Here is a 23687-nt window from a genome sequence, read left to right on the forward strand (position 1 = left end):
TGACACCTTTTCTTGATACTGAAGCCTCTAAAACAATCGCACATACTAATTGCTGCACGGAGCATCTATGTAAGTGCAACGCCTAGAATGCGTTTCTCATAGTACGCACCATCGCTCACACCGTGAAAGCTTTTGCAGGACGCTTCCCTTGCGTATGAAACTCGCAGGTAAAATTAGTTAGCATCGCAAAATTGCAGGTAGATGGCTTAGGATGGGAATTGTTTTTCGGGGTGTTCCCCACAAAACACAAGCTGTGTAGGGCGCACACGTACTCGAGTCGTCTTTTCCTTCGCACGACACCAGAGTACGGACTAGAAGTGTTCGCGTGGCTTTTCTTCGTGTCTATTTCCTCTTCTGCAAGGAGTGTAATCGTGGCAACGACCTCGACCCAAGCGTTGAATCAACAATCCTTCGATACTGCTTGGAAGAAATTCCAAACAGAAGAATTTGATCTGGTCATTATCGGGGGTGGGTCTGTCGGTGCCGGTGCTGCACTTGATGCAGCCACCCGAGGGCTGAAAGTTGCGGTTGTTGAAGCACGCGACTTTGCGTCCGGAACTTCATCACGATCCTCCAAAATGTTCCACGGTGGATTGCGCTATCTTGCAATGCTTGATTTCAAGCTTGTCGCCGAATCATTGCGTGAGCGCGAACTCTCAATGTCAACACTGGCACCCCACCTAGTCAAGCCTTTACGCTTTATATTCCCGCTCACACGCCGCGTGTGGGAACGCCCCTACATGGCAGCCGGATTCCTGCTCTATGACCTCATGGGCGGGGCAAAAACTGTGCCCATGCAAAAACACCTCAGCCACAAGGCCACGAAGGCAATCGCCCCGGGCTTGAAAGAAGACGCCCTTGTCGGCGGCGTGCGCTACTACGATACACTCGTCGACGATGCCCGCCACACCCTCATGGTTCTGCGAACCGCAGCAGAATTCGGCGCAGTGATTCGGCCCTCCACTCAAGTCGTAGGTTTTGATAAAACAAATGGTGCAATCACGGGAGTAAAAGTAGCCGATACTGATAGCGGTGAAACCACCACAATCACGGCACGCACCGTTATCAATGCCACCGGCCCATGGAACGATGAACTGCAAAAACTAGCAGGAGTGGAAGGAAAATTCTCCGTATCCACCTCGAAAGGCGTGCACATTGTAGTTCCGAAATCCTGCCTTGATGCGGATGCTGCATTGTGCTTTGTCACCGAAAAATCTGTCCTCTTCGTCATTCCGTGGGGCCAATACTGGATCATTGGTACGACCGACACCCCATGGGATAAGAACTTGGCTCATCCTGCAACCACGCGCGAAGATATCGACTATATCCTCAACCATGTAAACGCCAAGGTGCGACGAAAGATCACCACAGATGACATCGTGGGAGTTTATGCGGGCCTGCGCCCACTACTGAGTGGAAAATCAGACTCGACCACCAACTTGTCACGCAACCATGCCGTAGCCCGCGTCGCACCTGGAATGATCTCCGTTGCCGGGGGCAAATACACCACCTACCGTGTTATCGGTAAAGATGCTGTGGACATGGCTGCTCAGGAAATTCCTGGCACAGTGGCTGAATCGGTGACTGATTCCACCCCGATTCTTGGCGCCGACGGCTATCATGCACTGGCGAATCAAATTCCACAGCTTGCGCGGCGTTTCACAATCACCGAAACCCAGGTGGAGCATTTGCTTTCCCGCTACGGATCGCTTATCCATGAAGTTTTAGCCCCAGCGGAAGATTGCCCTGAACTCCTTGAACCACTTGACGGTGCCGAACACTATCTGCGTGCCGAAGTGAGGTATGCAGTGACACACGAAGGTGCTTTGCACTTAGATGATATTGTGCAGCGCCGACTCCGCGTTTCCATGGAATATGACCACCGTGGTGTCGATAGTGCACAGGCAGTTGTCGATATTGTGGCGCCACTTCTTGGTTGGGATGAGTCGACAAGCGCTGCAGAAATCGATCGCTATATCCAAGCTGTTACTGCCGCGAAGCAAGCGGAAAAGGAGCTGACTGATGCAGCAGCGAATAAGATTGTGATCACTGCCCCTGAGGCACGTTCCCACATTGACCGTTCACAGGACCGCTAATGCAAACTTCCCCACACTTTATTGCTGCCATTGACCAAGGAACCACCTCAACACGGTGCGTGATTTACGACGAAAACGCAGCCGTGGTTGGTGTAGGACAGTATGAGCACGAACAAATTTTTCCGCAAAAAGGCTGGGTTGAACACGACCCCAATGAGATTTGGGACAATGTTCGTCGTTGTGTAGCTACCGCTCTTGCCGAGGCTAACATTCCGCGGGAGAGCATCGCCGCGGTGGGCATTACCAATCAGAGGGAAACCACTGTGGTGTGGGATAAAAACACAGGCCAGCCGGTGTATAACGCCATTGTGTGGCAAGATACTCGTACCAGTTCGATATGCGAAGAACTAGCGGCCGGTCATGGCATTGATCGGTGGCGGGAACAAACGGGTCTTTTACTCAATTCCTATCCCGCAGGCCCTAAGATCCGGTGGATTTTAGATAATGTTGACCAAGCGCGGGAGAAAGCTGAACGTGGTGAGCTCCTGTTTGGCACAATTGATTCGTGGATCCTGTGGAATCTCACAGGCGGTGCTGAGGGGGATGAAGATCAGCCCGCGGTACACGCCACAGATGTGACCAATGCTTCGCGTACTTTACTCATGGATTTAAAAACGCTGCAATGGGACTTGAAGATTTGCGCCGAAATGGGAATTCCGGAATCGATGCTGCCTGAGATCAAGCCGAGCGTGTCTCATTTTGGTACAGTCCGCCAGCGGGGCACCATTGGTGGGGTTCCGATTGCCGGAATACTGGGTGATCAGCAGTCCGCCATGTTTGGGCAGGCGTGCTTTTCACCAGGTGATGCGAAGAATACCTATGGCACTGGACTGTTCTTGCTGCTCAATACAGGCAAAGAGCCGAAGTCGAGCGCCAATGGTTTGATTACAACAGTCTGCTATCAGATTGAGAATCAAAAGCCGGTGTATGCGCTGGAAGGTTCTGTGTCTATGGGTGGCGCTTTGGTGCAATGGCTGCGCGATAACCTAGGCCTGATTAACAGTGCGCACGAAATTGAGGAAACTGCAGCTCAGGTGCCTGATAATGGTGGAGTGTATATTGTTCCTGCTTTCTCTGGCCTGTTTGCGCCCCGTTGGCGTGCCGATGCCCGCGGCGTGATTGTGGGGTTGACAAGGTTTGCGAACAAACACCATATTGCCCGTGCGGTGCTGGAAGCTACTGCTTATCAGACTCGTGAAGTTGTTGATGCAATGGTCGCGGATTCGCAGGTTCCTGTCACTACTCTCAAAGTGGATGGGGGAATGGTGAAAAATGAGCTATTGATGCAGTTCCAGGCGGATATTTTGGGTGCCCAAGTAGCACGGCCACGCAATATTGAAACTACGGCTTTAGGCGCGGCTTTTGCAGCAGGGTTGGGCGTGGGCTTTTTCGAGTCGCTCGATGAGCTACATGCGCAAAGCGCGGTGGATGCAACGTGGGATCCGAAGATGCCTGCTGACGACGTCGACAAGCTGTTTGCGGAGTGGAACAAGGCGGTCGAACGTACTCTGAATTGGGAAGAATAGCTCCCAGCTGTGAGATTCGGTGTGCGCTGCATAGGGCCCAAAGGTTGTCGTTGTGGCCGTTTGCAGTGAACACAATCAACGAAGGCTTGTCCAAGGCATTCTCTCACTTGTTCAACTGTGTACTCACAACGGTTGCCTAGCAGATGAGCAGGTTACCCCTCAATTGGTACCCACAAACGGGGGAGTGGGAAAGTTCCCGTGAGCAAGAAAAAGAATCGTGAGTGATTCTAAATTGCTGCTTGAGGAGATTTAATTGGTTGACTATTCTCTGTTGTCGTGCGGATTGCGGTGAGAGTTCCCGCCCTTTGTGGAGTTTTTTCTTGTAAATATAGGCGTAGTGTTAGCGGTGTTCATCAATGGCTCTTCCACGACAACCAGAAAAGGTGTGTATGGCACTCGAATTTACGTATCCCGAAAACGGCGAACTTGGCGTGATTATCCGGGGTTTTGACCCGAAAACCGCAACTGAGGACGACTACCGGGCTATGAAGCAGGCAGTCTATGACCACCGTCTGATTGTTTTGAAAGATCAGCATGACATTGACCCGGGCGATTTTGTCCATCTCGGTACTCAGATGGGAACGGTGGTTCCATACTACGAGCCGATGTACCACCACCCAGATCATCACGAGATTTTTGTTTCCTCCAACATCACTCAGGATGGTAAGCAGCTGGGCGTGCCACGGACTGGTAAATTTTGGCATTCTGACTACCAGTTCAAGCCAGAGCCTTTTGCGTTCACGATTTTCGCGCCGAAGATTCTCCCAGAGGGAAACCGCGGAACTTTCTTCATCGATATGGCTCAAGCATTTGAGCGTCTGCCTGAGCAGTTGAAGATGAAGGCTAGGGGCACGCATGCGGAGCACAGCGTGCGTCGTTTCTTCAAGATTCGCCCTGAAGATGTGTATCGTCCGCTGGGTGAAATTATTGATGAGGTTGAGGCAAAAAGCCCAGCATCTGTGCACCCTACGGTGATCACGCACCCTGTGACTGGTGAGGAAATTTTGTATATTTCTGAAGGTTTCACCAATCAGATCGTTGATCAACCAGGTTTGGTGCAGGAATTGTTGGAAGAAATTGGCATGCTTGATCCGGAGTTTGAGCATCCGAACATTCAACGCCACCCCTATGAGCCGGGTGAGATCGTGATTTGGGATAACCGTGCATTGTCGCACCGTGCATTGCACGTGACTCACGACGGCCCAGCAGTGTCACATCGTGTGACCGTTGTTGATGGCTTGCCGTTGAGCGCCCACTAGTTTTCTCGTATTTTTACTGTCTGCCAGCACAAGGAGCCGCATGCTTTTCGACGATTCCAACCCCCTGTTTCACCGCTGCCTCGACCCTTACCGTTCTAAAGGGGCGATTTACCTGAGAAGCTGTGAGATCGATACGGCCACGATGGAATCCCAAGGACAGTTCAGCATTGCTGAGTCCTGCTACATTGACGATACGGGGCATTTTAATGCCGCTGAGTTTGTTATGTGTTACAACCAGCTGATGTATATGAGCTTGTGCGCTGGGGTTTTTCACAAGGCACACCCTTTTGAGAACTGGAGCATGGAGGATTTTTGGGAGCGCCAGCTACCACATGTGTTGATTCAGCAGTTGGATTCACGTTACACTCGCCCGATCAACGCGCGGAATTTCTCTGGGAAATTTGTTATCGACGAAGTGGATTTTTCTCGTCGTGAGCGTGGGATCGTCAAACTGCATACCTCCGTTGAATTTAGCGATGCTACCGGTGGTCGTGCCCGCGGAAAAGTGCTACTTGCTTTAACAAATATTCCTGCAACAACTTAAAGCCAGGAACTCGTTTTCGCTTTCAGACGCAGACAACCGCCCGTGGAAAAACTTTTCCACGGGCGGTTTTGCTCATCGAAGGAATCCTCGGGGTGGATTTTCTTTAGAAATCGAACCCGAACAGCTTTTCAATGAACTTGGAGATGGTACCGGTCAACCAAGAAACGAAACTCTTGAAGAAGTCCTTGATGGAGCGGAAATCAGGTCCCGTTGGTGGCTTCGGGCTCTGAGTTGGTGGGGTGGGTACCTGGGTAGTTGGCTTTGGAGCCGTGGTGGTAGGCTTCGGCGCGGTAGTCGTGGGCTTTGGCGCCGGAGTCTGGGTGGTTGGTGGGGTAGGTACCTGGGTAGTTGGCTTCGGAGTCTGAGTCGGAGCCTGTGTTGGTGGCGCTGGTGGTGTAGGAGGTGCAGGTGGAGTTGGCTGGTTGCCTTGGCCACTGACACACTTCTGGCGAGCAACGGTCATCGGGCCGGTTGACTCGTCATGTACGTCGATCAAACGTACCAGGGCATCACGAAGAGCAGCATCCTTAACACCGGCCGCAGCATTGCGGTCGCGCTGGATCTCCATCAGTTCTCGGTTTGCTTCACCGATGGATTCACGCAGATCATCATCGCCCACGGATGCGATGTAGGCGTTTCCATCACCCCATGCGTAGTCGAAGCCACGGTGGGTGTCTTCGAATACATCATCAATCACGTCAGCAAGCTTGTCGGCCTCGTAAGGGGCAACACCCTTTGCCATCAAAGCAGCTTCAGTAGTCTTGTCATGATCGAACGCAGCTACTGGAATTTGAAGGATGTTTGACAGCGTGTTGAGTGCTTCCTTGCCGGCTTGGGTGCGCTTGGCTACGTGTGCAGAAATCACGTTATTGCCTACCCCAGGAGCGGAGTAGTAGCAGTGGTTGCCGGACACATTGACGTTCACAGTGAACGAATCTTGTGCATGTGCTGGCACTGTTGCCAACGCAATTGCCACCGAACCTGCCACGAGGCCACTGGTGAGTTTCTTCATATACAGCACTTCCTTTCGGAATCGGGAAAGATCAAAAGCGGGGGATCTATAACAGAGTTTGAGTCTAGATAAAGTGACTGGCTTCACTTTTTCTAAATCCTAAAAAACTCGGTGCAGGAAATCCCGCCTTGCAATCTCGGACAATTCCAATTTTAACGTCAAATTTCGTGGCTACCAATAGGTGAATGTTAAACATTCAGGTCTAAGATCGGGAAATTTTCGGACTGTCCTGCGGGTTTCCAATGATAACGATTTGGAAACAATTGTGTAAAATTATGGATAAACTTCAAAGTTTCAGTAAAAATTTATACCATCTCGCCAAAATTTTGTCTTTTTATCTGTGAAACTAACCTAGTTTTTCTCGCGATAATTCGGGCCATGCGTATCGCGTGTCAACTACAAATGATTGGTGAGGTTTTGCTGTAATTATGGATAGGAATAATTGATTAAAATTATTTAACGACCATTTGGGCATTGTTATCCGGCTTTGTTGCGGTTGGGGTGTGCAGTGTTGGGCGGGGGTGTTTGTGGCAAGAGTCGGGGTGGCTTAGGGTAAAGGACTCTGTGATGAAAAAAGGCTTGTGCTTGTTGTGATTGTCTGTGCTGCAATGAATTGATTTTCAATGAGCCTTCCACCAAGAGAAGGCACGAGGAAATTTCACCGAAAAGAAAGTTAAAGTTACCGTTGGTTATGCCGGGTAAGGAGGGGTCAAGGTTGGTGGGACTGGTTGATATCCACAAGGGGAACGAACTCATGGAAAAGATAGCCTATCAATTTATAGATGATTGATCGCTGTCGATTCGGGGTAGTTGGTACCGAGAGTCCGCGTAGTTGGTACTGGGCTTCTGGATAGTTGGTACTGGGGTGTTTTCTTCATTGTTGGAGTTCGTAGTTTCGTAGTTTTTGTAGCACTGTGTCAGCTGAGATTTCGACAGAGTTTGCTGTTATGGCTAACGCTAGGAAGATCATGAATTTAAGGGCACATACTGGTTTAAAGCGTTATCCAGATACATTGTGGCGCAGGCTCTCTTGTCAACAGGTTCGGTAGCGGTTAACGAAACTAATATCACTGGCTCTTGCCACACTCCCAGGCCCAGTACCCCATATCCGGAATCTTCCGGTACCTACTTACTGGAATACCGGTACCAAAAACCCGCATCTGACAATCGCAAAATGCTAATTCGGCTGTTGACTCCCTCATTTGTTGAATATTGTGTCCGGCACAGGTTTTTCTGCGCATAGGTGGCATTTACAAGGAAGTCAGCTATGTTAACGACTTCAAACTTCCGTACGCCCCGTCCTAACAGTGAAACTACTAATGAGCATGGCACATGTAAAAACTGCACTTACCTCAAGTAAAAACAAACTTAGGCACTGATCCTAGCTGGCCAACTAGGATCAGTGCCTAATCACTGGAACTACAATGCGGAAACATGCGCCTAGCACTATGGATGAGGCTGCACCTATTTTTACGCAGTTTCACATGGGGTTTCGGTGCTAACGGATCAGCCGGGCGAACCACGCCACAACTCCACCCACAACGGCAAGCACTGCCGCGATAGCTGCAACGATGCCTCCAATCAGTGGGCCGTTGCTGCTTTGTGCAGGGCGCGGTAGGGTGTGGGAAGTTTCAAGCAAAACAGAGCAGGTATTTGAGTTGCCGTTGGTAGTGGATACCGGAATTTCAAAGGTGCGCGTTACCTTACCTTTGCTTACTTCCATGGCGGTCACCTTGTATCCAGGGAAAATCGCAGTAGCAGTTTCACCTATGTTGATAACGAACTCTTTAGCAGGGTTAGGCCATGTGATTTTATCGAAACTTGCCTGATCGTCGACGCCATCAACTCGAAATCTATCAATGAAAATTGGACCAGTTTCGTTGGTGCTATCTGGCTCACCATTATTCTTAATCTTAAAAGTGTAGGTGAGCTCGTCATTTTCTTGGACTGGTGCTTGAGGGTCAAGTGTTTGCCCGTTACGGGTGACAGAAATCGAGACAGGTACGTCAACGGCTTGGCAGTCTGCCGCAACCAAACGATTGTTCTGCGCCTGAGCGGGGGTGACGATAACTACTGTGAGCAATCCAGCGATGAGGGCTGAACTAAAACGCTTCAACACTGAAAAATTCCTTTCTGAAAGACAAGTATTTGACGTAAAGAAACCAGTCAAAGTGCAAATATTATGCGGTGATAATATTAGCGGTTTCTTACGTATTTGCAAAAGGGAACCAATAGAAAATGGGAAAACGCGAGAATGTGGCCAAATTGCGTGGCCGTAGTGTTGATAACAAAACCCGCTTCACTCTGTAGAAGTGTGAAGCGGGTGAAAATGTCGGACTGACAGGATTTGAACCTGCGACCCCTTAACCCCCAGTCAAGTGCGCTACCAAGCTGCGCCACAGTCCGCTGCTGCCTTGTGGCAACTCCTATAATGTACACTACAGGGGACTATTAGTGTCAATTCATGGCAATGACCTGCGCAAAAGCCCGAACTATGGTGCGGCCGTACAGGGCAATTTCCTCGTCTCGTGGCACCATTAAATCGCGCATGCGTTCACCTTCTAGCACGCACTCGGCCCCAGAGGATTCGCGCTCGCCCATCGCCCACCGAGCCATCGTGTCAGGTGATGCTTCAGGGTGAAACTGCACCCCAACAAATGAACCCGAGCGGAAAGCCTGAATCGCACACAGCTTGGAAGACGCAAGGGCAGTCGCCCCCGGTGGGAGAGTGCACACACAGTCATAATGGGACTGTGCGGTGAGGAAGACATCGGGCAGTGCTTCGAAAAGTGGGTCGGTGCGCCCAGCCGCAGTTTTCGTCACAGCAAAGGGGCCCTCCTCATGTGCTGTTCCTAGTTCCACTTCGCCCCCGAAAGCCACGGCGGCAACCTGATGCCCCAAACAAATCCCCAGCGTTGGCAACTCAGCTGTGCGGGCGTCGATAAGCAACTGTTTCAATGCCCCCAGCCACGGTGCAGCGACCTCATCCAGCGCATTGTGACGACCCCCAAGCACAATCAAACCATCGCCCAGCGCGCTTAGCGACGGCACGTCGGCATGCGAAAGATCGACAAGCTGCGTGGGAACATCGCTCAGCCACGAAGAAATACGATCCGGGCCTACCCACGGATCAAGCTGCATAATAGTGATCATGAAAATATCTTAAAGCTCACCATCGACATACACCCAGCGCCCCTCGTGGCGGCGGAAAGATGAACACTCACGCTGAAAACCTGCCGACCCACGTGCGCGATAGTGCGCAACAAAGGTCACAGTGCCCGACTGGTCAAACAACCCACCCTCATCCGTCGACAAAATCTCTAAACGCTCCCACCGCAAATCCTCATCCAACTCAAGATCAACAGGGGCTGTCTCCGGGGCCCACGAATACAGCAAATAATCACAATCGCCCACGCAAAACGCACTAAAACGCGAACGCATCAACGCCTGCGCAGTCGGCGCATTCTTCACCCGCCGAATAATAGGCTCACAACACGAACCAAAAACCATCCCCGAACCGCACGGACAACGATCAGAAGAAAGACGCGACACCACCATCACACACCCTTTCGGACAAATATAAACCCCCTCCGCTGACAGGCAACGCTGAACACACGCTCCTGGAAACGAAGGGGGGGAGGAAGGAAAACACTAACGTTAGCTGGTCATCAAATCTTCAATAATGACAGTCCCAGCCAACATCGCCTGAACATCATTATTACTTGCGGCAGCAAAAAGCTCCTGGCGCTGCTCATCATGAAGATCACCGATCAGGCTAATCTCACGACGCAAATGCACCTGCGAATTAGCCGATACGATCCGCGACACTGTCACCCGAACATCATCCAAGGAACGAATCCGCGACTCCTTCGCCGCCGCACGAATCGCCTGGCTGGTTGCCGCAGCCAACGCCGAGACAATCAACGACGTCGGGCTCAAGCCAAGATTCTTACCGCCCAGCGACTTCTCACGATCCGTAGAAATCGTGTGCGTTCCCGTCTGAATCACATCAGTAAACGCACCAGCCTTCGTCGAACGCGACATCGCAACACCCTCGGGAATTGCCTCTTCAGTCAACGCTGCATTCTCAGGAATGATGTGCTGCTGCACCCACGTGTGAATAATCTCCGCAGCTAACTGCGCAGCCCCGGCTTTCGTGCACAAGTGATCAACCTTGTCTAATGCCACCAACGACTTCGGGTAGCGAGTCATCAGGAAGATATTCTGAGCATTATCCACGCCCACGGTTTGATCAATCGGGGAGTGCAAGATCAACAAAGGCTTACGCAAGGTTGGCAAATATGCCTCAGGATTAGTCTCAGCCAAATCCTCCAAGAACTCACGCGAAATCGTGATATCACGGCCACCCAAGGTCAGCGTTACAGCACCAGTTTCATCCACTTCACTAATCCGATCAGCAAAGTGCAACACAGCATGCGCAGGATCAAAAGGAGCGCCGATGGTAGCAACCGCACGTAAATTCTTGATCATCGTCGCAGCCTTCAACGAAGCCGCACCACCAAGCGAATGCCCAATAAGCAACTGCGGGGCAGAATAATTCTCCTTCAACCACTCATTCGCAGCCACAATATCTAAGACGTTTTCTGAAAAAGAAGTCTCGTGGAAATTTCCGCCAGACTGACCAAGCCCAGGGAAATCAAAACGCAAACAAGCAATGCCCTTCTCAGCCAACGTTTTACTCACACGAGCTGCCGCAGGAGTGAAACGAGACCCCGTAAAGCAATGCGCAAACATCGCAAATGCCACTGGCTCCGTGTCTGGCATATCGAGAGTTCCAGCCATGACATGACCCTTGGAACTAGGTAGCTTCACACTGATGGAATGCACGGTGGTGGCGTTTCCTTCCCTTAAAAAACGACAATGAAGATTGTGGGCACAAACTGCAACACAATAACCAAACATTTTCCCCACACAACACCAGAAAAGGCGGGAATAGAAAGGAAAATGTTCGATGTTTGTATAGAAAGATGGTGCACAACCCAGAGGAAGTGCAAGCCATTGTATGCACCAGCTTAAATCACAGTAAGGGGAAGTTCCCACCCCCATGCGTGTCATGTTGGTTAAGCTTAACGGGTGTGTGCAATCTAGCTCACTATTTATTGGCTAAAAGTGGAGGATACGAAAGCCGTGGCAGCGTTTGACTGGTTTTGGAAAGCAATGGGTGGCAAACAAGGGCGCAATCAAAAGCGCAGCCTCGCCATTGTCGACCAATCCGAAGCCCGCAGGGAAGAACTCAGTAACTTAGAGGACGCAGCCTTAAGCGCCCGCGCCAGAAAACTCTGCGACGGCGGAAATCTGAGCGACCCCGCCGAATTTCTTGCCATCCTCGCCATCGCAGCCGAGCGCACTTTAGGGCTTTCCCCATTCCCGGTGCAATCCCAAGCAGTGCTGCGGCTTCTCGAAGGCGACGTTATTCAAATGGCCACCGGTGAAGGAAAAACTCTCGTGGGTGCCATGGCAAGCACGGGCTTTGGGATGATGGGGAAACGAGTCCATACCATTACCGTCAACGATTATCTCGCCGCCCGCGACGCGGCATGGATGGGCCCACTCGTGTCCTTCTTCGGCCTGAGTGTGGCCGCAGTGGTGGAAGGGATGACCCCGGATGAGCGTCGACAAGCGTATCGAAGCGACATTGTCTACGCACCCGTCAACGAAATCGGATTCGATGTTCTGCGCGACCAGCTAATCACCTCCCGCGAAGATGCTGTGCAGCACGGCGCTGACGTCGCCCTCGTCGACGAAGCAGACAGTGTGCTTGTCGACGAAGCCCTAGTCCCACTCGTTCTCGCCGGCAACGAACCCGGCGCAGCACCCAGCGGACGTATTACTGAAATTGTGCGGCGGCTGAAAGAAAAAACCCACTACACAGTCGACGACGAGCGCCGCAACGTCTTCCTCACCGATGAAGGCGCTCACGAACTCGAACGCGCGCTAGGAATCAATTCCCTCTACGACGATCAGCACGTAGGAACCACCCTCGTGCAGGTTAACCTCGCACTGCACGCCCAAGCACTCCTGATTAAAGATGTGCACTACATCGTGCGCGACGGAAAAGTCGCACTCATCGACGCCTCCAAAGGGCGCGTCGCCGACCTCCAGCGCTGGCCAGACGGTGTCCAAGCAGCAGTCGAGGCGAAAGAAGGACTTGCCGTCACCGAAGGCGGCCGCATCCTCGATACCATCACCCTCCAAGCACTCATGGGACGCTACCCCGAAGTGTGCGGCATGACCGGCACCGCAGTGGAAGCAACCGACCAGCTGCGCAGCTTCTACGATCTTCGCGTCTCGGTGATTGAACGCAACAAGCCCCTCCGGCGCTTCGATGAAGCTGACCGCATCTACGCGACAATGGCAGAGAAAAACGCAGCGATTGTCGATGAGATTCTCCGCATTCACAGCACGGGACAACCCGTTCTCGTCGGCACTCAGGATGTTGCAGAGTCAGAAGAACTCGCAGCTGCACTGCGCGAACATGATGTTGAGGTGAATGTACTCAACGCGAAAAACGACGCCGAAGAAGCGCAAATTATTGCCGAAGCTGGCGATATTGGTCGCGTCACCGTCTCCACGCAGATGGCGGGTCGTGGCACCGACATCAAGCTCGGTGGCGCGGACGAATCTGACCACGACGCCGTGGTGCAACTCGGGGGATTAGCTGTGATCGGAACTGCTCGCCATCGCACTGCTCGCCTCGACAACCAGCTGCGCGGGCGTGCAGGGCGTCAAGGTGATCCTGGGTTGTCACTTTTCTTCGTTTCACTCGAAGATGACATGATTGCCGTTGGCGGTGCTGGCGAAGACGTGACGGCTAGGCCCGAAGCGGACGGTCGGATCGACTCGAAGCGCATTCAGGACTGGGTTGAGCACTGTCAGCGCGTGACTGAAGGGCAGCTGCTGGAAATCCACTCTCAAACCTGGAAGTACAACAAACTCCTCGCAGACCAACGAGATATCATCGACGAGCGTCGCAGTCAGCTGCTCGACACCCCGACAGCGTGGAATGAACTCGCCGAACGCAGCCCCGAACGTGCCCAAGAGCTTGCAGGCAGCATTGATGCGGCGGTGCTTGAGCAGGCAGCGCGTGAAATCATGCTGTATCACCTTGACTTTGGTTGGAGTGAGCACCTTGCGTTGATGGATGATGTGCGTGAGTCCATCCATCTTCGCGCTATTGCTCGTGAGACGCCTATCGATGAATATCACCGTATTGCAGTGCGGGAATTTAAAAACCTGGCCAACGAGGCTGTGGCTGAAGCAGTGGACACCTTTAACACAGTGCTTATCGACGCCGAAGGGGCGCACCTTGATGATCACGGCCTAGCCCGCCCATCGGCAACGTGGACATATATGGTCAGCGATAATCCACTTTCGGGCTCTGGAAACTCTGTGATCAAGGGGATCGGAAGTATCTTCCGATAATCGGCAGTAACTGGGGTGTACTTAGTGCAGTCACTGTTAATGAATTGCACTCATGTGATTCCTGTTATTATTGCAAAGTCAAGTGGATGGGCTAGATTCAACTATCTAGCACCCCGATTGGCGTGTTAACCGCTATTATGTAAAGCATTGGTTGAATCGGTGAGGCATCACGCTGCACTTTTCGCTAAGCAAGCACGAGGGTTACGCTCTCCCACACATTCCCACTGGAAAACCGGGGGTGGCGGAACCAAACTTCTTATTTGGAGGTTTCACGATGAGTGAGAACAACGGTACTCAGGATATCCAGGTCGAGACGACTTCGGTCTTCCGCGCAGATCTGCTGAAAGAAATGGAAAACGGCGCTGGCCTTTCGCCCGCCACCGGTTCCGAAATTGCCCCTCCAGCTGGTGCAGGCATGTTGATTGTGAAACGTGGGCCAAACGCTGGGGCACGCTTCCTGTTGGATCGGCCAACCACTACCGCTGGTCGCCACCCTGAGTCCGACATCTTCCTTGACGATGTCACCGTTTCCCGCCGTCACGCCGAATTCCGTTTGAACGATGGCTCCTTTGAGGTTGTCGATGTTGGCTCCCTCAACGGAACTTACGTCAACCGCGAGCCACGTAACTCTGAGGTTCTTGCCTCCGGCGATGAAATCCAGATCGGTAAGTTCCGCCTGGTTTTCCTCGCAGGTTAATCACCGCCACCCCCTACTTCCTTCTTGGCCCGCAGTGCTGTGGGCAAGAAGGAGTGAGCGGGAGGGCGCTGGTTTCTTCCGCACACTATCGATGAGTTTTACCTGTCCATCCCCCCCTTTGAGAGTTTCTTTGTAGAAAGCCATGAGCGCACTCCAGAAAGCACGCATTCAGCAAAGCCCAGCGAAGCCACAAAAGACCATGTCTATTGGCGTTGTCTTGGAAATTCTTAATGCCGAATTTCCGGATGTGACCGTGTCAAAGATCCGGTTCTTGGAATCGGAAGGTCTCATCACCCCACAGCGCACCTCCTCTGGGTACCGACGATTTGTCCAGGCCGATGTTGATCGCCTGCGCTATATTCTGACAACCCAAAGAGACAACTACCTGCCGCTGAAGGTCATTCGCGAACAACTTGAAGCGATGGATTCCGGTGCTGTCACGCCAATCCTGAAAACTGCTGACGCACAGCCGATGATCAGCCCTGAAAAATTCCGGGCGCCAGCAATCACTAGGCTCACCGACAGTGATGTGGCCTTACAGGCCGGTGTCGAAGAATCTTTCGTGGTGGAACTTGCCAAAGCTGGCATTATCAAACCAGATGCTTCCGGCTTTTTTACCGTCGATGATGTGCGAGTGGCCTCCACCGCAGCGTCGCTGGGTGAATTCGGTTTTGATCTCCGCCACTTGAAGTCACTGGTTAATGCTGCCAACCGTCAAGCATCGTTGATTTCGCAAGCAGTGGTGCCGGTTGCGCGCGCCAAGAACGCCGACGCGAAGCAGCGAGCAGCAGAAATGAGCCAGCAGATCACCGCCCATGTGGCATCGCTCCATGCGGTTTTGGTGAAAAACGCCGTCCGCGATCAGATTGGTTACTAATTTTAGTGAAGAAGTTTCACGAGGTTGAATACCTCCACATCAACGCTTTTACCCTTGAGCAACACTGCATTGTGTTGCGCTGGAATGAAAAGAAACGCATTCTTCCCATTTGGATCGGTGCTGATGACGCCCGCGCGCAAATAGCACGAGAAGAATTGCCACCCCCACGTCGCCCCCGATTGCTCGATGTTTTCAGTGAATCCTGCATACGTTTTGGTGGAGGATTCAAAGAGCTGCGCATCTCCTACTATTACCTAGGGTCTTTCATTGCATATTTGGTGACCGATAGCGGCGAAGAAATCGACTGCCGCGTATCCGATGGAATTGCCATTGCTCATGCGTGGGGTATCCCCGTTTTTGCCAGCGCTGATGTCTTGGCTCAAGCGAGCGTATTTGTTTCCGATGCAGACATGTCGATCTGGCTGGGCTTAGACTTCGGGGAAGACCCTACCCAAGCAGGATTCGACGACTCTGCCTCCCAAGATCCGCAAGCCGACTTGGACTTTACTCAGCTCATGGCCAGCCTTGGAGTGAGCGAAGAAGACTTGATGGGTTTGGGAGAGTCCCCCTTCCTCGATGGCTTCATGACGGACGAAGATTCCGACTCCGACGGTGATCGATAGGGGAGAATTCCACATGTGTTCAGGGCCTAGCCCTGCACTAATGCTAAAAAGTTTCAAGTTGAGGTTGAACTTTTTGGGCGTGTCGCCATTCTTTCCTCTTGACGCTTCGCTATTCTTGCCTAAGAATTGATAACACAGCACTTTTTGTATGCTGCGAAAGTAATTGATGCGAAGCCAGAGAGCGCACTAAGGAGTGAACACCATGACCGAACGCCCAGTGCAAGAATCACTGTTTGATATGGGCCCTGATGAGGAGGCGGGTTACCGCGTACCCATCACATGCCAAGTAGCGGGAATTACTTACCGGCAGCTTGATTACTGGGCTCGGACCAAATTGGTTGAACCAAGCATTCGTAATGCCCGTGGCTCCGGCTCCCAGCGTCTGTACTCCTTCAAAGACATTCTTGTATTAAAGATTGTCAAAGGTCTGTTGGATACAGGCATTTCTCTGCAAAACATCCGCCAAGCAGTCGACAAACTGCGTGACCTCGGCGTCGATGATCTCGCAGAAATCACTCTCGTATCCGACGGCACTACCGTATATGAGTGCCGCAGCGCCGAAGAGGTCATCGACCTGCTCGGTGGTGGGCAAGGCGTGTTCGGTATTGCTGTTCCTGGAATCATGAAAGAACTCACCGGAACAATTTCTGCGTTCCCCTCTGAGCGTATTTCTACTTCCGTTGATGTTGTGGAAGAAGAACCCATCAACGAACTCGCTGAGTTCCGTCGCCGTCGCCGTAGCTCCTAAAACTAGCCCTACTAAAGTCCCCTTAGGTTTTCCTCTCTGGCTGTTCAGAAAACCCAAGGGGTTTCTTTGTGTCCGAAAAAATCCCCCATGGAAAACTCTCCATGGGGGAATAAGCGTTAGAAGCCAGCAGCTTTCCGCAAAGCAGGAACCGCTTCATCGGCAGTGTTCACAGCGGCAGAAGCATGCGCCACATCTGCAAGCTCCTGATCCTTCTGGCCTGGGCCGACATGAATCACATGCAAATCAACAGCCTCGCTCAACTTATCGCGCAACACATGAATATCTGAGGAATCCGTCGTTCCCGAAGTAACCAAGATAACGCGAACCGGTTGCTTTGATTCGTGGGCATATGTAGCCGCATATTCCACAGCTGCCTGAGTAGACACACGGGTCAATGGGCGACCACCAGTACCAAAACCAAGCACATAGCTGGCAGCGCCCTGGCCAAACGTACCATCATCAAAATTGATATTCGTACGCCAACCACGAACAACACCAGGATTAATAGGGGACGAGTAATTCCACAAAGCAACCGCCTTGTGCTGAGCACCGATCTCCTTAGCTACCTGAGAAATGCCCTGGGTAAACGCCGAGTGGAAAGACACCCCATTACCAGTATCCGCGCCCATAGCCTCCGAAGTATCTAAGAGGAAAAGAGTATTCTCCACACCTTCGGGATGATGATGCGCATCATCATGATCATGATGGCTCAAGGTGCTATCAAACTCATGAAGCGCCTCATTCGCCGCAACAGCGGCGACACTCAACGCCGGAACATCTGAAACCCGACTAGCCGAAACAAAATCCGAACCCGCCCGAACAACATCCTCAGAAACACCCTCAGTGGTGTTCATCACCACCGCACGCACCGGCTGCTTGACATCCGGAATGGGAGTGAACACAAAACTCAACGGCTTTTGATCCTCAGTGACAATAATCATCGGCTGCGACTGCTCAGCAGAATCAGACACAGTCACCGTTGCATTATCTTTCAACACTGACACAATCCGCGCCACATCTGCACCCCCAGAATGCGCTGCCACAAGAGCCGAAGCAACAGCATTATCAGCCACCGGATACACAGGTGCGGGCATAGACTGCACATCCACCTTCGAACGGGCAGCCACACCTACCTGCTTTTCCAACACAGTAGGCCACTCCACTGAGGTCACCGTACGTTTATTCTCCTCCAGCAGCTTCGACACCTGACCATCAGAAGCAGCAGTGACAAAAACGCCAGCCTTGTCCACATCGAAAGTGTACTGCGCCTTGATGCAAAAATCGCGAACAACAGGGGCAGAGGAGTTGTAGGCGTCGATAAGCTTCATCGCCGACAGCGGATCATCAGAAGCAACAGGAAGAACCAAATCACCCTGCAAACACTCACCAGCCTGCACCTGCTCCGAAGTATCAGAAATAGCGCGCAGCCACAACACAGTAGCCACAGCAGCAACCAACACTAACGCTAACGACACATAGATCCACAAAGACAGTCGAAAATTGCTCCTACCCGTGGAATGGCGACCCATGCGCAGGCACTCCTCTCACACCAACTACTACCAACAGTGACAATCAATACAGCAGAATACACAGAAAAACATGCTATGCGATAAACAGACGCACACCTATCACATAAAAACTATGCATATTAACCCCCCTAAACTATAGGACAGAATCAAGCACAGCGAGCAGACCTTGGCGCACAACCATCGCCCGCGCCGCAATCTCACGCTGCCGACGAACATACTCCTGCTTACCAGCAGACGTCTCAATCGCCACCACCGACAACCCGAAACCACGGCAATCATACGGCGATGCCTCCATATCTAAAATCCGGGCATCCCACGCAACCTCAAAAGCATCCAGCCACAATTCGCCAGGCACAAGCGGCCCCAACTTCGCAGCCCACTTATACAAATCCATGCCCGCATGCAAACAGCCTTGCTGCTCAAAATCCGGTTGCGACTCTCGGTCCAACACGTGCAGATTCAACGAGTGGGCAGCAGGAGTGAAAAACCGAAACGCATCAAAATGAGTACACCGAATCGAATGCTGCTCCACCACAGCATCAGTCTCAGCCGAACTCAAACGCAAAGGAAGATCATGGCGCACCGACGAAGCCTTATACACCATCGCCCACTCATGCAAACCAAAGCAATCAAAATGAGCTGGATTAGACACCGTCTTTGACAACAAATCCCGAATATAGGTCAGAGTAGTCAACCGCTGCGATCGCACACGATCAACATCAACACCCGTCAACCCATCCTGAGTGCGGTAAAACTTCCAGCCTGCCTGGATGCTCGTTCCGGCGTCGGCAAGCACCACTCCTACGCCAGGATACCAACGCGACACGTGCGCTGCCCGAATCGGATAGTACTCAAACAAGAAGTCAAAAACGGGATGCTTCACACCCGCCTTCCGGCGCGCAATGTGATCGTTAGTAAACCTCGCAGCCCGCTCATGGTGCGCCTGCTCCCGCTGGGACCACGACTTGAGCACGCGAGCCTGGCTACCACAAAACTCAACAGTATCTGTGTGCATCATTTCTACTGCTCATGCGTCCAATCTGAGAAAGTACCTACATACTCTTCAATAAGATCTTCTAACGTGACCACGCCCAACAGCTCGCCGCGGTCACGCACCTGCGCCATATGCGCCGACTTCCGGTGCATCGTATGCAAGGCATCATCCATTGTCGCCAGCGCATCAACAATGGTCAAAGGGCGAATCTCCGCATTATGAATAATGGCATCTGGGCCGTAGTTCTCACCTTCCAAGAAACGATCCAGCACATCCTTGACATGTACATAGCCCTTGAGTGAGCCGTCCTTGTTTACCACGGGGAAACGGGAGAAACCAGTCTCAGCCACAGCCTGTTCCAAATCGGAGAGCAGTGGACCACGGCGACCATAGTCAAGGGTACGCAGTTTACTTAAGGGGATAACGACTTCCATAACAGGGCGATCCTCCACGCGCAACGCCTTATTCAAACGCGCATGCTCCTCAGCATCTAACAGGCCCTCGGAGCGCGACTCGGAAATCATGGAGGCGAGCTGATCTGGATCCACCATCGAATCCAACTCATCCTTTTGCTCAATACCAAACGCACGCAAAGTCATGCGGGCAATCCAGTTCATGAACGCAATCAATGGTCGAGTAATCTTCGCGAAAGCAAGTAATGCTGGGGTTAGCCAAATAGCCAATGTTTCCGGCCCAGCAAGCGCAATATTCTTCGGTACCATCTCACCGAACAGAATATGTAAGAAAGTGATGAATCCCAGCGCCAGTACGAAGGAAACAGGGTGCAGGAACTGATCCGGCAAACCTAAAGCATGGAAAGGTTCTTCAATGAAGTGCGCGACTGCAGGCTCAGCGACCTTACCCAGCACAAGAGACGCGATTGTGATACCAAATTGGCAGGCAGCCAGCATGATCGACAAGTGCTCGGTTGCGTACAAAACGCGGCGGGCCCCAGGGCGCCCTTGGGCAATGAGTGAGTCAATGCGGTCACGCCTGGAAGAAATCAGTGCGAACTCTGCAGCGACAAAAAATGCGTTGGCTACCAGCAGCCCAAGAATCATGGCGATCGTGGGAAAGATACCCATTAGCTGTTCTCCTTTGCAGGCGCTTGAGGCTTGAGCTTCTCAGCTTCTTCGTCGCTGATCGGCACCAAAATCACCTTATCTACGCGGCGGTCTTCCATCGATGCGACCTTCGCCTGCCAACGGCCAGTGATCGCGGTAGTAAATTCCGCCAGTGTTTGGTTATCGCTTTGTGGCAGCAGCACGAGGTCATTGACCACAGGAATGCGGCCAAGGGTCGCCATTACTATGCCGCCAAGGGTCTCATAAGGGCCTTCGGGGGCAACATAGCCGACCTTTTCTTCTAACTCGTCGAGTCGAACGAGGCCAGAGACCTCCCAGGAGGATCCGAATCGGTGGAAGTCGCGTTCGGCTTCAGCATCGTCGTGTTCGTCATAGACTTCGCCGAGGATTTCTTCCACTACATCTTCAATGGTGATGATTCCGGCGGTGCCACCGTATTCGTCAGCCACAAGGATCATTTGAGATCCTGCTGTTCGTACAGCGCTTAGAACAGCATCGCCGTCGAGGCTTTCGGGAATAACTTTTACTTCCCTGGCAATACTGGACAGCTTCGTTTCGCCACGTTTGTCGGCGTCGATAGCAAATGCATCTTTGTAGTGGACCACGCCGATGGTGTCGTCGAGGTCGCCGCGGATGACGGGGAAGCGAGAATGCCCCGTTTCTTGTGCCAGGGCTATGAGATCGAGAACAGTATCGTCGTGCGACAATGTTTCGATGGTGGAGCGCGGGGTCATGAGTTCTTCCGCTGTGGTTTCGCCGAATCGTAACGAACGGTCGAGGACGAGCGCGGTATTTTCATCGAGCCCGCCCTGTTCGGCGGAGTTACGCACGAGAGCGGTGAGTTCTTGGGTGGACCTGGCGGTTGCTAGTTCATCCGCTGGTTCGATCCCAAGTTTTCGCACCAGCGCGTTGGCGGTGCGGTTGAGAATTTTGATGAAACCTTTGAACACGAAGTTGAAGGCGTGGACTGGGCCGACAACGAATCGTGCGGTGTTCAAAGGGTCGGTGATAGCAATGTTCTTGGGCACAAGTTCGCCGAACACCATGGAGAGGAAAGTTGCGATGATGAGTGCGAGAACGAGTGCAACAGGGGTTGACCAGTCTTGGCGCATTCCGGCCCATTCCAAGATGGGGTGGAGGAATTTGGCGAGGATGGGTTCGGCCAGAAAGCCTGTTGCGAGGGTTGTGACGGTGATTCCAAGCTGTGCTCCAGAGAGCACGAAGGAGAGGTTTTGGTAGTCACGTTTCACCGCATGAGATCGTTTGTCCCCGCGCTCGTGTACATCTTGGTCGATGGTGGAGCGCTCTAGTCCTGTGAGCGCGAATTCCACTGCGACGAAGAGACCCGTACTTGCGGTGAGGAGTACGAATCCGACAAGCGAGAGGATGCTTATGAGAATGTCCATTATGAGGGTTTTAAAAAAGGGGGGGTGTGGCATCCCTGTTGAGAAGTTATAAGGGTTGCGGGATACCACGTGTAAGTACGTTTGAACCTTTCTATCGAAACTTCTTTTATAGTGTAGCGGAATTAGGGTTAGCGACTGCGTCGACGGGTCGGTGCGGAGTTGCCCCACGTGTCTCCAGCTTTCGTGCTGCTTGCTTGTCGACGTCGACCGCCACCTTGCGACCGTGCTCGACCCTGGCTGTCGTCGGTGTTGTCTTTCTTGCGTCGGCGTGGTTGCTGATCTTCGCCACGACGGCGGTTTGGACGGGTGTGGGCAAATTTATTGCTCGCATTTGCAGCTCCGAATGGGCCGAGTACTTTCCCGGAGGGCATTCGTGCACCGGTGAGGGTGACGAGTTCTGGGGATTCTTCGTGCACAGTCAAGGTCTTAGCCTCGACTCCAGCTTTTTTGAGCAAGGCGGTCACTTCTTTGATCTGTTCGTCGGTGACCAGGGTGACTACCGTGCCGGTTGCGCCTGCGCGGGCGGTGCGGCCTGCGCGGTGTAGGTAGGCTTTGTGTTCCGCTGGTGGGTCGATGTGTACGACGAGGTCGACATCGGAAATGTCGATGCCTCGCGCAGCGATGTCGGTGGCGACGAGAACTGGGACGCTTCCTTCGGCAAATCCTGCCAGTGCGTTGGTGCGTGCACCTTGGCCTTTGTCGCCGTGAAGTCCTGCTGCATTGATGCCAACACGGCGCAGTTTTTTCACCTGTCGGTCGACACCGTGCTTGGTGCGCATGAACATGATGGTTTTGCCGGTTCGTGCTGCGATGCGGGCGACGACCTCGGCGCGGGTGTCGCGGTTGCCTACGTGGAGGCGGTAGTGCGACATGGTATCCACTGCTGCTTCGACGGGTGCGGTGGAATGAACGGTGGGGTTGTTCATGAATTCTTTAACAAGCTTATCGACGTCGCCATCGAGGGTGGCGGAGAAGAGTAGGCGCTGGCCTTGGGCTGGTGTCAGGCGCATGAGTTTGCGCACCTGTGGGAGGAATCCCATGTCAGCCATTTGATCAGCTTCGTCGAGCGCTGTGATGAGGACCTGGTCGAATTTAAGGTAGCCCTGATCGTGGAGGTCTTGTGCGCGACCGGGAGTTGCTACGAGGAGATCAACAGGTGCGGCAAGTGCGCGGATGTGGCGGTTGATGTTCACACCGCCGACGACGTCGAGGACGCGCAAGCCTAGGGCGGCTGCGGGGTCACTGAGGCGTTCGCGGACCTGGGCGGCTAATTCGCGGGTAGGTACGAGCACGAGGCCACGTGGTCGGCCTGGGCGGGATGCGCCAGCTTCGGAGAGTCGTGTGAGGATGGGGAGGCCGAAGGTAAAGGTTTTGCCGGATCCTGTGGGGCCTCGTCCAAGGACGTCCTTGCCGACGAGGGCATCGGGGATGGCGGCTTCTTGGATGGGGAAAGCTTCTGTGATTCCGAGCTTAGAGAGTTCGTGAATGATGGGGCGTGGTAAGCCGAGCTCGGCGAAACTAGTCATTTGTTCAATGGTACACAATGAGCTGGAACTTTCTGCACTGGGGTCTTGGTGGTGATATGGACTACGTGCGTTGCCTCGTGCAGTAGGGGAGGTAAACCGGTGTCATCATCGTTACCCCGTATGATTTTTTCGTAATTGTGTTCCCTAAATCTTGACGCTGAAAAGTGTGTGGGCTCTCAGTAAACCCAGTTTGAAGTTGTTTTCTGTGGTTTTCACTGGCCCCGTTTTCAACTTTCCGGGTTAGTGGCGAACACTCGTGTTAGTGCCGTTGTTAGCCTCACGTTACTTTCGCTGTCACCTAGTGCGGGATTGGATGAATACG

The 23687-nt window shown here is 52.7% G+C and carries 19 protein-coding genes and 1 tRNA gene; 9 read left to right on the top strand and 11 right to left on the bottom strand.

Annotation, left to right across the window (positions count from 1 at the left end; genetic code table 11):
- Positions 1-371: 371 nt before the first annotated feature.
- The 4 genes from CFELI_RS06240 to CFELI_RS06255 all read left to right on the top strand — a co-directional run bounded on the left by CFELI_RS06240 (position 372) and on the right by CFELI_RS06255 (position 5425).
- Positions 372-2096, top strand: coding sequence for a glycerol-3-phosphate dehydrogenase/oxidase (locus CFELI_RS06240; RefSeq protein WP_277103384.1), 1725 nt, complete (start codon positions 372-374; stop codon positions 2094-2096).
- Positions 2096-3622 (top strand): glycerol kinase GlpK, encoded by a 1527-nt coding sequence (glpK, locus tag CFELI_RS06245; RefSeq protein ID WP_277103383.1) that lies wholly within the window; start codon positions 2096-2098, stop codon positions 3620-3622. Before CFELI_RS06240 ends, glpK begins: the two co-directional genes overlap by 1 nt.
- A 389-nt stretch (positions 3623-4011) precedes the next feature.
- Positions 4012-4881, top strand: coding sequence for a (3R)-3-[(carboxymethyl)amino]fatty acid oxygenase/decarboxylase (gene scoE / locus CFELI_RS06250; RefSeq protein ID WP_277103382.1), 870 nt, complete (start codon positions 4012-4014; stop codon positions 4879-4881).
- Positions 4882-4921: 40 nt separating this feature from the next.
- Positions 4922-5425: an FcoT family thioesterase gene (locus CFELI_RS06255; protein WP_277103381.1), complete on the top strand. Its 504-nt coding sequence runs from the start codon at positions 4922-4924 to the stop codon at positions 5423-5425.
- A gap of 103 nt (positions 5426-5528) precedes the next feature.
- Here CFELI_RS06255 and CFELI_RS06260 read toward each other — a convergent pair whose 3' ends face one another.
- From CFELI_RS06260 to CFELI_RS06285, 6 genes are all read right to left on the bottom strand, one after another.
- Positions 5529-6437: a hypothetical protein gene (locus CFELI_RS06260; protein ID WP_277103380.1), complete on the bottom strand. Its 909-nt coding sequence runs from the start codon at positions 6435-6437 to the stop codon at positions 5529-5531.
- A gap of 1498 nt (positions 6438-7935) precedes the next feature.
- The gene (locus tag CFELI_RS06265; protein ID WP_277103379.1) at positions 7936-8556 is read right to left on the bottom strand and encodes a hypothetical protein; all 621 of its coding nucleotides are present in this window, start codon (positions 8554-8556) and stop codon (positions 7936-7938) included.
- A 213-nt stretch (positions 8557-8769) separates the two neighbouring features.
- Positions 8770-8843, bottom strand: a tRNA-Pro gene (locus CFELI_RS06270).
- 51 nt (positions 8844-8894) lie between these two features.
- Positions 8895-9590 (bottom strand): type 1 glutamine amidotransferase, encoded by a 696-nt coding sequence (locus CFELI_RS06275; RefSeq protein ID WP_277103378.1) that lies wholly within the window; start codon positions 9588-9590, stop codon positions 8895-8897.
- A 9-nt stretch (positions 9591-9599) separates the two neighbouring features.
- Positions 9600-9995, bottom strand: a complete 396-nt coding sequence (locus CFELI_RS06280) for a YchJ family protein (RefSeq protein WP_277103377.1) — start codon at positions 9993-9995, stop codon at positions 9600-9602.
- 99 nt (positions 9996-10094) lie between these two features.
- Positions 10095-11285 carry a bifunctional alpha/beta hydrolase/OsmC family protein gene (locus CFELI_RS06285; protein WP_277103376.1) on the bottom strand — a complete coding sequence of 397 codons (1191 nt, stop codon included), beginning with the start codon at positions 11283-11285 and terminating at the stop codon, positions 10095-10097.
- Between the two features lie 300 nt (positions 11286-11585).
- Between CFELI_RS06285 and secA2 the strand changes: the two genes are divergently transcribed.
- From secA2 to CFELI_RS06310, 5 genes are all read left to right on the top strand, one after another.
- Positions 11586-13880 carry an accessory Sec system translocase SecA2 gene (gene secA2 / locus CFELI_RS06290; protein ID WP_277103375.1) on the top strand — a complete coding sequence of 765 codons (2295 nt, stop codon included), beginning with the start codon at positions 11586-11588 and terminating at the stop codon, positions 13878-13880.
- Between the two features lie 274 nt (positions 13881-14154).
- Positions 14155-14577, top strand: a complete 423-nt coding sequence (gene odhI / locus CFELI_RS06295) for an oxoglutarate dehydrogenase inhibitor Odhl (protein WP_277103374.1) — start codon at positions 14155-14157, stop codon at positions 14575-14577.
- A gap of 142 nt (positions 14578-14719) precedes the next feature.
- Positions 14720-15454 (top strand): transcriptional regulator FtsR, encoded by a 735-nt coding sequence (gene ftsR, locus CFELI_RS06300; RefSeq protein ID WP_277103373.1) that lies wholly within the window; start codon positions 14720-14722, stop codon positions 15452-15454.
- 5 nt (positions 15455-15459) lie between these two features.
- Positions 15460-16077, top strand: coding sequence for a bifunctional nuclease domain-containing protein (locus CFELI_RS06305; RefSeq protein WP_277103372.1), 618 nt, complete (start codon positions 15460-15462; stop codon positions 16075-16077).
- A gap of 202 nt (positions 16078-16279) precedes the next feature.
- Positions 16280-16825 carry a MerR family transcriptional regulator gene (locus CFELI_RS06310; RefSeq protein ID WP_277103371.1) on the top strand — a complete coding sequence of 182 codons (546 nt, stop codon included), beginning with the start codon at positions 16280-16282 and terminating at the stop codon, positions 16823-16825.
- Positions 16826-16941: 116 nt separating this feature from the next.
- On the opposite strand, the gene CFELI_RS06315 is transcribed toward CFELI_RS06310, so the two are convergent.
- From CFELI_RS06315 to CFELI_RS06335, 5 genes are all read right to left on the bottom strand, one after another.
- Positions 16942-18354: a vWA domain-containing protein gene (locus CFELI_RS06315; protein WP_277103370.1), complete on the bottom strand. Its 1413-nt coding sequence runs from the start codon at positions 18352-18354 to the stop codon at positions 16942-16944.
- 133 nt (positions 18355-18487) lie between these two features.
- Positions 18488-19372, bottom strand: a complete 885-nt coding sequence (locus CFELI_RS06320) for a 3-methyladenine DNA glycosylase (protein ID WP_277103369.1) — start codon at positions 19370-19372, stop codon at positions 18488-18490.
- Positions 19373-19374: 2 nt separating this feature from the next.
- The gene (locus CFELI_RS06325) at positions 19375-20433 is read right to left on the bottom strand and encodes a hemolysin family protein (protein WP_277103368.1); all 1059 of its coding nucleotides are present in this window, start codon (positions 20431-20433) and stop codon (positions 19375-19377) included.
- Positions 20433-21839, bottom strand: a complete 1407-nt coding sequence (locus tag CFELI_RS06330) for a hemolysin family protein (RefSeq protein ID WP_277103367.1) — start codon at positions 21837-21839, stop codon at positions 20433-20435. The genes CFELI_RS06325 and CFELI_RS06330 overlap by 1 nt, the downstream gene beginning before the upstream one ends.
- A 128-nt stretch (positions 21840-21967) precedes the next feature.
- Complete coding sequence (locus tag CFELI_RS06335) at positions 21968-23365, bottom strand: DEAD/DEAH box helicase (protein WP_277103366.1); 1398 nt, start codon at positions 23363-23365, stop codon at positions 21968-21970.
- Positions 23366-23687 lie beyond the last annotated feature (322 nt).

The sequence above is a fragment of the Corynebacterium felinum genome (assembly GCF_030408755.1).
Taxonomy (GTDB): domain Bacteria; phylum Actinomycetota; class Actinomycetes; order Mycobacteriales; family Mycobacteriaceae; genus Corynebacterium; species Corynebacterium felinum.